The 9,479-nt window shown below is 60.8% G+C and carries 9 protein-coding genes; 3 read left to right on the top strand and 6 right to left on the bottom strand.

From position 1 onward, the window contains the following. Positions 1 to 20: 20 nt before the first annotated feature. The 3 genes from AAFM15_RS00590 to AAFM15_RS00580 are packed head-to-tail and all read right to left on the bottom strand — an operon-like array spanning position 21 to position 1,273. Positions 21 to 809: a pirin family protein gene (locus tag AAFM15_RS00590; protein WP_341684753.1), complete on the bottom strand. Its 789-nt coding sequence runs from the start codon at positions 807 to 809 to the stop codon at positions 21 to 23. A gap of 54 nt (positions 810 to 863) precedes the next feature. Beyond that, positions 864 to 1,055 (bottom strand): DUF2892 domain-containing protein, encoded by a 192-nt coding sequence (locus AAFM15_RS00585; protein ID WP_341684752.1) that lies wholly within the window; start codon positions 1,053 to 1,055, stop codon positions 864 to 866. Positions 1,056 to 1,075: 20 nt separating this feature from the next. Then, positions 1,076 to 1,273, bottom strand: a complete 198-nt coding sequence (locus AAFM15_RS00580; RefSeq protein ID WP_341684751.1) for a cation transporter — start codon at positions 1,271 to 1,273, stop codon at positions 1,076 to 1,078. 57 nt (positions 1,274 to 1,330) lie between these two features. Between AAFM15_RS00580 and AAFM15_RS00575 the strand changes: the two genes are divergently transcribed. Together AAFM15_RS00575 and AAFM15_RS00570 are read left to right on the top strand one after the other, a co-directional pair. After that, entirely contained in the window at positions 1,331 to 3,553 is a 2,223-nt protein-coding gene (locus tag AAFM15_RS00575; RefSeq protein WP_341684750.1) for a heavy metal translocating P-type ATPase, read from the top strand. Between the two features lie 60 nt (positions 3,554 to 3,613). Next, on the top strand, positions 3,614 to 4,186 hold the full coding sequence (locus AAFM15_RS00570) for a hemerythrin domain-containing protein (protein WP_341684749.1): 573 nt from the start codon (positions 3,614 to 3,616) through the stop codon (positions 4,184 to 4,186). Between the two features lies 1 nt (position 4,187). Here AAFM15_RS00570 and AAFM15_RS00565 read toward each other — a convergent pair whose 3' ends face one another. Next, positions 4,188 to 5,351 (bottom strand): MltA domain-containing protein, encoded by a 1,164-nt coding sequence (locus AAFM15_RS00565; protein ID WP_341684748.1) that lies wholly within the window; start codon positions 5,349 to 5,351, stop codon positions 4,188 to 4,190. Between AAFM15_RS00565 and AAFM15_RS00560 the strand changes: the two genes are divergently transcribed. Then, positions 5,350 to 5,481 (top strand): hypothetical protein, encoded by a 132-nt coding sequence (locus tag AAFM15_RS00560; protein WP_341684747.1) that lies wholly within the window; start codon positions 5,350 to 5,352, stop codon positions 5,479 to 5,481. The two genes, AAFM15_RS00565 and AAFM15_RS00560, sit on opposite strands and share 2 nt — an antisense overlap. Here AAFM15_RS00560 and AAFM15_RS00555 read toward each other — a convergent pair. Together AAFM15_RS00555 and AAFM15_RS00550 are read right to left on the bottom strand one after the other, a co-directional pair. Next, entirely contained in the window at positions 5,478 to 6,002 is a 525-nt protein-coding gene (locus AAFM15_RS00555; RefSeq protein WP_341684746.1) for a C40 family peptidase, read from the bottom strand. The two genes, AAFM15_RS00560 and AAFM15_RS00555, sit on opposite strands and share 4 nt — an antisense overlap. Before the next feature lie 9 nt (positions 6,003 to 6,011). Further along, positions 6,012 to 9,479, bottom strand: a 3,468-nt coding sequence (locus AAFM15_RS00550; protein WP_341684745.1) for a YhdP family protein, incomplete at its 5' end; no start/stop codon positions are given.

Raw genomic sequence — 9,479 nt, 5'->3', positions numbered from 1 at the left:
GGTCCATATTGCGCAATCGGCTAATTCAAATGTTGACCTGCAATCACCAACACCCTTGATACCGATTCGGCATGAAGACGCAAGCCATCCCCGTCGTTGGACAAAATTCCCATCTGATGAAGATCGACAACCTGAGTACCCGAATCACCAACGCGCGCTTGACCACGGTAGATGTAGACAAATGCGTTGTGCCCGTTCGGCAAGGGAATATCCAGAAAGGTTTCGCGTTCGAAGTGAACATCCAGATACAACACCTGCGTAGGATGTGACTGCGCAGGACGATCCACAGCGCCACTTGTGTTCAGAACACGGCCCGCGATCAGCCTGACCAGGACTCCCTCGACGGGGCGTATTTCCGGAATATCAGCGCTTTGAATGTCCTTGTAAGACGCAGCGCACATTTTGTCCTTGCCAGGCAGATTCAGCCACAGCTGAAAGCCTTCCATGCGACCTTCTTCCTGTTCTGGCATTTCGCTGTGAATAACACCGCGCCCCGCGGTCATCCATTGCACACCGCCGTTTTGCAGCAGTCCTTCGCCACCGGTGCTGTCCTTGTGCCGCATGCGACCGGCAATCATGTAAGTCACCGTTTCGAACCCACGATGGGGATGACTGGGAAAACCAGCGCCGTAATCTTTCGGATCATCAGAACCGAACTGATCGAGCATCAGAAAGGGGTCCAGGCGTTGCTGGAGGTCGGAGGTCAGCACACGCGTCAGGCGCACTCCTGCGCCATCACGTGTTGGGCGACCGGTCACACAACGCTCCAGCGAGCGCGGCTGTTGCAGGAAAGGCATGGATGTGTTCATGTCCATATCATGCCTAAAAGAAAAAGGGCCTGTGGTTCACAAGCCCTTGCACGCTTACTGACGCGTCTTGCAGGTGTTGATGCCCAACAAACTGTAAGGCGGGCACCAACCCAAGGCACCGGTGGCCAAAGGCACAATGCCGATCCAGCCCCAGGCGCCAATTTGGCCAGCCAGGGTCAGGCCGATCATAACCAGGCCCACGACGATACGTACGATGCGGTCCATACCGCCGACATTGCTTTTCATGATGCGTCCTTTCAGAACAATCAGTTAACAACCTTGTAGCCTTCGTCTGCGATGGCATTGGCCAAGGCATCGCGGCTTTGTGCAGAGTCCACTTCCACCTTGTTTTGCGTGCGGTCAACCGCAACTTTGGCTTGTGGATCGAGTTGCATCAGGGCCTTGATCACGGCTTTTTCGCAGTGGCCACAGGTCATGCCTTCAACAGTAAAGACTTGGTTCATGGAGGTACTCCTATAACTGCCAGTGGCGTAGGATAGCCCTGTTCGGAAAGAAAAGAAATGACACATATCAATTCGGATACGGTGCAGCTGGACATTGGCATCGAAGGCATGACCTGTGCATCGTGCGTGGCCCGTGTGGAGCGAGCGCTGAAAAAAGTGCCGGGGGTTGAGCAAGCCACAGTCAACCTGGCCACCGAAAGCGCTCGCGTGAGCATGGCTCAAGAGCCTCAGGCCATGGCTCGCGTCCTGCGGGCTGTACGCGATGCTGGCTATGAGCCACGCGAAATCGACAATAACTCCCAAAACCACAAATCAAGCGGGGCCAGCTTCGTGCCGGTAGGTCTTGGTTTGCTGCTTTCGGCGCCATTGGTGCTTCCCATGCTGGCCAGCCTTTGGGGCGCGCACTGGATGCTGCCAGCCTGGGTGCAGTTTGCGCTGGCAACGCCGGTGCAGTTTGTGCTGGGCGCCCGTTTTTACAAAGCGGGCTGGCACGCGCTCAAAGCCTTGACTGGGAATATGGACCTGCTGGTTGCCTTGGGCACCACCGCAGGCTGGTTGCTGTCGGTGTGGTTGTGGTGGAGCGCAGAGCCCGGGGAGATGCCGCATTTGTATTTTGAAGGCTCGGCCGTGGTGATCACCCTGGTCATGCTGGGCAAATGGCTGGAAGCACGCGCCAAGCAACAAACCACCGAAGCCATTCGCGCCTTGCATGCCTTGCGCCCGGACAAGGCCCACTGGTTGGGGCCTGAAGGTGAAGTCGACGTGGCGTTGACAGAAGTCATGGTCGACGACCATCTGGTGGTCAGACCCGGTGAGCGTTATCCCGCCGATGGCCGCTTGATCGAAGGACAAACCCAGGCCGATGAATCCATGTTGACGGGCGAGTCCATGCCTGTACACAAACATGTGGGAGATACCGTCACTGGCGGGGCCATCAACGGGCAAGGTCGTGTGGTCATGCAGGTGCAGGCTGTGGGCAGCGAAACGGTGCTCGCGCGCATCATTCGTCTGGTCGAAGATGCACAGGCAGCCAAGGCCCCCATTCAGCGTCTGGTCGATAAAGTCGCCGAAGTGTTTGTGCCTGCGGTGTTGGTGATTGCGATCACGACGCTGTTGGTCTGGGTATGGTTGGGCGCAGGCTGGGAAGTGGCCATCATCCACGCGGTGGCTGTGCTGGTGATTGCTTGCCCCTGTGCACTGGGTTTGGCCACGCCAGCGGCCATCATGGCCGGTACTGGGGTGGCTGCGCGCCAAGGCATATTGATCAAGGATGCACAGGCGCTGGAACTGACGCACAAAGTGCAGGTGGTGGCGTTTGACAAAACAGGCACCCTCACAGTGGGCAAGCCACGTGTGCGCGAGGCGATGGTTTTGTCGTCGTCCCATACCCGTGAGCACGCTTTGGCGCATGCCGGAGCGTTGCAAGCCGGCAGTGAACATCCTCTGGCCCGCGCCGTGATGGAGCTGCTGCAGGCGCAAGGTCTGCAGGCGGGGACGGCACAGAATGTGCAAGCCATCATGGGCAAAGGCATTGAAGGGCAGATTGATCAGCACACCTGGTTGCTCGGCAGCCTGCGCTGGATGCAGGAGTTAGGGGTTGACTTGAGCGCTTGGCGCTCGGCGATTGACACGCAGGAGCGTCAAGGCAGCAGCTTGTCGATTCTCGCTTGTCGACAAGAAGGCATTTTGCAGCCCGTGCTGTTGCTGGCCTTTGGCGACGAGCCCAAGCCCGAGGCTGAGCGAGCCTTGCGCGCCCTGCGTTCGCGGGGCATTCGCGTGGTCATGATCTCGGGGGACAACGCTGCCGCTGCCAACCACATGGGGCGCCAATTGGGGCTGGACCCGGATGCTGGCGAAGTGCTCTCGCAGGTCTTGCCGCAAGACAAAGCCCAGGCCGTGGCGCGCTTGCGTGAAGGCGGGCATGTGGTCGCCATGGTCGGCGATGGCATCAACGATGCGCCCGCGCTGGCGGCTGCAGATGTCGGCATGGCCATGGGCAACGGTACCGATGTGGCCATGCATGCCGCAGCCATCACTTTGATGCGTGGCGATGTGGGCTTGATCGAAGCAGCCATCGATATTTCAGGCCGCACGGTCAGCAAGATCCGGCAAAACCTGTTCTGGGCTTTCATCTACAACATTGCCGGGATTCCCCTGGCCGCCATGGGTTACCTGAATCCGGTGCTTGCTGGTGCCGCCATGGCCATGAGCTCGGTCAGCGTCATGACCAATGCGCTCCTGCTCAAGCGTTGGCGGCCTGGTGTCAGTCTCAATTCATGATGTGCATCAAGGCGACGCGGCCTTAAATTGGTGACACTGGCTGGCATTGGAGAACACATCATGCAAGCCACCAGTCTGAACATCATTCGCGACGAACACGCGTCATTGGCCGCCATGCTCGGCGTCATGAGCGACATGGTCGCTCAAGGCCCTGGCGAGACCCGCCGCGGCTTTTTCGAGGTGCTGCGCAGCATGCTGTTCTACATCGACGAATACCCTGAGCGCCTGCACCATCCCAAAGAGTCGAATCTGCTGTTTCCCATGGTGCTCAAACACTCCAAAACCGTGATGGGTGCGATCGACAAGCTCGAACGTGACCATGCGCATTCCGAACGCGCTGCGCGCGATCTGCAACATCTCTTGCTGTCGTGGGAGCTTCTGGGCAACAGCCGCCGCGCCGCGTTTGAACACGCTTTTGAGCAATATGTCCGCTTTTACCGCGAACACATGGCGCTCGAAGAAGAAGTGATCTTGCCCGAAGCACAAAAGGTGCTGAGCGCCGAAGACTGGGCACAACTGGATGCGGCTTTTGCCGAAAACGAAGACCCCCTGACGGGTCGTTACCGCGCACGCCCTGAATATGAGGCCTTGTTCTCGAGCATCATCTCGCGGATGCCAGTAGCCGCTGCATGATTCACCGGGGCCACAGGGCCCACAGTTGCAGGTTTTGTTTCAGTCGGCCTGCCAGCTCGCCAGCTTCGTGACCCGGTCCAACAAAATAGTCCGCCCGCACCGCGCCAACTATGGCGGCGCCGGTATCCTGAGCCAACACCAGGCGCTGCAGCCTGGTGGTTGGGCCGTCTGACACCAACCACACAGGCGTTCCGTACGGAATGCTTTGCCTGTCGACGGCGATCGAGCGTCCGGCGCTCAAGGGCACGCCCTGAGCGCCAGTGGGGCCAGGGGGCTCCACGCCGGAGGGCAGCCCTTGCTCCTTGAAAAAAACCACTCTCGGGTTGCTCCACAACAATTCCTGCGTGCGTTGCGGGTTTTGGGCGATCCAGGCCTTGATGCCTGGCCAACTGGCATCCCGCACCAGTTTGCGATCCAGAAGCCATTTGCCAATGCTGCGGTAGGGCTGCTCGTTGGTGCCAGCAAAAGCCAGCCGCACATCACGCACCAGGCCATCGGGCTCCGTCACCTGCAACAGCCCTGAACCCTGGATGTGCAGGATCATGGCGTCGATCGGGTCGCGCAAATACATCAGAGTCCGCCCCTGCAAGGCGCGTTGGGCCTGGGGCAAAGTGTCCATTTCCTGGCGGGAGTACCAGGGCGTGCCCGAACGTAATCCTGAGGGCGGGGCATAAAGCGGCACATTGAAATCGCTGGTCGCTCGGCGAGAGGCTTGCAGCACAGGTTCGTAATAAGCGGTCAGCAAACCTTGTGCTTGTCCGTCGGGTGTGGTGACCCGATAGGGTTGCAGCGCACGCATGGCCCAGTCACGTTGGGTTTGCGCGTCGGCCGAGGCCAACGCACGGATGTTCTGACAGGTCTGGATCCAGGCCTGCGATGGCTTGCCACAGCTGCGTACCCAGGCCGGCCAAGCCTGGCCGATATCATCCTGCGACCAGCCCGGCAGCTCCGACCAGGCTACAGGCGTCCACAAGCTGCGGGCCTGCTTGATGGCTTCTCCAGCGGGTGGCGCAAGCGGTTCTTTTTCGTAAACCGGGCTTGCGGTGGGTCCCGGCTCAGGCCATGGCGGCGCGCTCGAGCACGCGCCCAGCAGCATGCCTACAATGCTTGGCAACAACCACGGCAATGCGCGCGTTGCGGTGGTCCAGCGGGAGAAAGTGCTCATGTGGTTATTGGTGGTCGAGGCGTTAGCCGCTTTGGTGATTTTGGTGTTGATTGTCTGGTGGACCATGTTCTCGGGCCGCAAAGGCGGGGAACTCGAAGACACTGACAAGCACAACGACACCCAAGCTTAATCGAGCAAACTGCGAGCGCCTTCAAAACGTTTGGCGTAGTAACTGTTGCTCAGCTTGTCGACACGCACCCCCGTGCGCTCGTTGCTGGCGTGCACGAACTTGCCTGAACCCACATAAACCCCGACATGGGAAAACGCCGGGCCTAGCGTGTTGAAGAAGACCAGGTCGCCAGGCTGCAAGTCCTGGATGTCCACTGGTGTGGCTTGTGCTGCAAGTTGGGCGGAGTTGCCCGAAACCTTGCGCCCTGTGCCCTCGGCAAACACGTGGCGCACCAGTCCAGAGCAGTCAAAGCCGGTGGCCGGCCCCCTGCCTCCCCATTTGTAGCGCACATCGAGCAAGGACATGGCCGCCAGCGCAATCTCGCTGCGCTCGCGTGCACTGCTTTCGGAAATTTGGCGGGTCTGTACCGGGGCGGGCGCAAAGCGCGATGAGCTGGCGCACCCCCCCAGCAGCAATGCCGTCGCCAGCAAGCCCGAACACAAGCCTGTCGAGATGCCGCGATGAAAGCGTGAAAACATCATGCCTGAACTTTAACGTGATGGCGTCGTGGATGTCGAGCCCGCCGGCGGCGTTTCCACTTTGGTCACCACAGGGTTCGACCAGGGACCTTCGATCAGAAACTCCTGGCTGGTGGCTTTGGCCAAGGGGTTTTGCAGGAACAGTTGTGCCAGAAACGAGGTCAAACCCACGACAGGGTTGACGGCAATACCCGCCACCAAAGAAGCCGTGCCGGCATCCAGCTCGGGCAGCACCAACACCCGCAAGCGTTGGGTCTCCTGCTCGATATCGGCGCTGCCGTCCATCTGCAGCAAGGCGTTGACACCCTGGATTTGCAGGTTTCTGGTTTGTGCCATGCCTCGCTGGATGCTCACATCGCCACGTACCGTGTCAAAAACAAAACCCTGATAAAACACATCGCGGAAATCGAGCAGCAAGCGCCGCGGCAGAGCCTGCAGACTCAACACCCCAAGCAGCTTGGCTGCACCGGGATCGGCCTTGAGGAATTGCCCGCGACCCAGGGCGATGTTGAACTGTCCATCCATGCTGGGGTAATGCGGTTGCAGCGGAGAGCCCAGCCAGCTGATGCGCCCGGCCAGCACGCCTGGTCCATCGCGCAAGGCATCAGGGGTGCCCAGTCGGCTCAACAACGCGCCGGAGTCTTTGGATTCGAGTTTGAAATCCAGGCTTGTGCGCTGACCGGGCTGCCAGCGGCCCGAGGCCAACAAGCGCGCTTCAGGAAGCGTGATGTTAAAGGTGTCCAGCTGCCATTCACGTGCAAAGCTGCGGTCGCTGCGTTGAACTTCGCGGTTGATCGCCTGAATGTCCACTTGACCCACATCCTTGCCGCGCAGCCGCATTTTCTGAATCACGATGTCCAGGGCTGGCATTGAGCTTGGCGGAGATGCCAGCAAACTGTCATTGCTGGCAGGGTTGGCCGCTGGCAAGTCCAGGCGGGACAGGCGCGCAAACACACGGCCTGCTTGTGTGCCTTGGGCGGCGCGGTACTGCAGCTGCCCATTCATTTCCCGTGCATCGACGATGGCGCTCCACAGCCCGCCTTCCCGAGAGGCGGTGACCACGAGGTCGTGAAAGTCCCGACCCTCCACGCGCAGCATTTGTGCGCGCAGCCCGGCACGCGTGGGCAGGTAGCCCATGCTGGCCTCGGACAAGCCTTCGCTACCCGATGACGTCTGCAACAGCGACAACCAGGCATCGGTATCCAGGTTTTCGAACTGGAAAGATCCGACAACACCCTGATCGGGCAGCGGCGCTGTCAGGGTCCTGGAGCCGCCCAAGCCCAGGCTGCCCCGCACCACCACGGGCGTGCCGTCCGAGACTCGCCTGACGTAGTGGGCCCCAAAAGCCGAACCCAAGCTCACCAGCACCTGATCGTGTGTGCCGGCACTCCCCTTGAGCGCCTGGTTGCTGATGGACAAAGCCATGGCCCCCGAAGCAGGTTTGTTCAAAGGCGCGGGCAGGTCCAGGGCCAGCCCCTGCAGCTGGCTGCGCACCTCCAGTACAGGCAGACCATCGCGCCATCCCAGCTCGGCACTGTAGGCGCTGCTGCCGGCCATGCGCCTGGCCAACACATTCAAAGGTGCCAGCTCGCGGGCCGCCTGCAAGCCCGCAGCCGTGGCCTGACCTTGAAGTCGAATGTTCAGTACGGGCTGTTTCCCCTGGGTCTTCATGCCCCCTTCCAGTCGAACCGGACCGCCCAGCAACTGGCCCTGAAGCTGACGCAAACTGAAGCCCTCGTGGCTGAAAGTCACACTGCCTTTGGCCTTTTGCAATGCGGGCAGATAAGCCGCCATGCGCACATCGTTGCCTTGCAGCTGTACCTGACCTTGAAGGCGTTCGCGTCCATCCCCATGCAAGGGCACATCAAGAGCGAAACTTCCCTGAATATTGCCGCTGGCCTGTGCGTTGTGGAGGGCGCCTTCGAGCAAGTCATCGAGGGCGGTGTCGCGCATCGCTTGCAGGGTGGCTTGTGCTCCCCCTTTGGCTTTGGCCGATACATGCAGTTGTGGCTGCTCGTTCATGTGAGGAATGCGCACATCGATATCGCTGAACCTCAGGGCCTGTGGCCCGCTGCCCGCGACCGCACTTTTGCCCTTGAACTGCATGCTCCAGCGGTCGAACACCAGCTCCCCTTCCAGGTCACCCAGCATGGGCCAGGCCCGCTTGCCGCTGCCGCGCACCACCGGGGGCATGTAGTCCAGCGCCAAGCGCTGCACTTGCCCCGCAAAACGGAAATCCCCCTCTTTGGCGTTTTGAAACGGCAGTTTGTCCAAAGGCCCCTTGATGCGCACTTGCACATTCGAAACACGCCCGCCGCGAACGGCCTGCTCCACATATTGACGAACATCGGCCGGCAAGCTGGCAGGCAGGTAGCGCGCCACGCGTTGGGCCTCGGCCTGCGCAATCGTGCCCTTCAGATCCAGCGTGCCCAGTGTGCCGGCACCCGGTTTCCAGCTCCCGCTGGCTTGCGCCTGGACATCGGCGTTGCGCAGCTTCACGCTCCATTGGGGCAGCTCGACTTGGCCCCTGGTCACCTTCCATTGCGCCTGCGCCTGCAACTCCTGCAGCGTCACCAAAGGCTCTTGCAACCAGCCAGGGGCATCAAGAAGTCCGCCCGCGGGCATGGCCAGGACAGCCTGCCCACCATCCTGGTTGAAGTTCAGCTCCAGCTGTGCACCCTCGATGCCCGGGCGTTGCACGGGCCGGGTTTGCGCACTCCACCCCAGCTTGCTGGCCTTGGCCTTGACGCTGTAGTGTTTCAACTCAGGCCAGCTGCCCTGCCATTGAGCGTCAAGCTCTTGCACCACCCCTTGCACGCTCGTACGTTCCAGCTCCTCTTGCCAATTCGGTGGCAAGGGCAAGCGGCGAGCGAGTTGCCGCAGCTGGGCCAGGTCCAGCTGTTGACCTTGAACCTGGCCTTGAGCCGGTTGTGCACGCCGGGGCTGGGTATAGCGCACGGTGACATCGCCGCCGCGCCAGCTGTGTTGCTCGGGTGTGTCAAAACTCAACTGACGGGTGCTGAGCGAAAAGCCCTCGGGCGAATAAGTGCCCGATATCTGCCCCGCCAGTCGGTCAAACGCCAGCGCAGGCAAGTCCTTGCCCAACTGAACGCGCACGTTTTGCAGCTGGACGTCGGCGCTGGCCCCTTGCCATTGCCCTTGGTCCAGGTCCGACCACAGTCGAAGCCGGCCCTCGCCTTGTTGCACCTCCAGGCCCAGACTCAGGTGCGGACGCAGCTGCGCAGCATCAATGTGAGGAAACTCGGCAAACACCTGACCCGACCAGTCCTGAATCTGGCCCGGGTGGGCGGACAGCAGGGGGCTGTTCATCTGTGCCATGAGGGTGAACCGCTGGCCCCAGACAGAAGGCGGTGTGGCATCCAGCCGCAGCTTGTGCGAACGCAAGGCATTGCGAATCACAAGGTCCACATCGGTCAGCACCACGGGGGCGCCTGGGTTGTCAGGCTGCGGCGCGGCTTT

Origin of the sequence: Limnohabitans sp. (assembly GCF_038134685.1) — a bacterium.
Classification (GTDB): Bacteria; Pseudomonadota; Gammaproteobacteria; order Burkholderiales; family Burkholderiaceae_C; genus Limnohabitans_A.
This window is presented reverse-complemented; position numbering and strand designations above follow the sequence as displayed.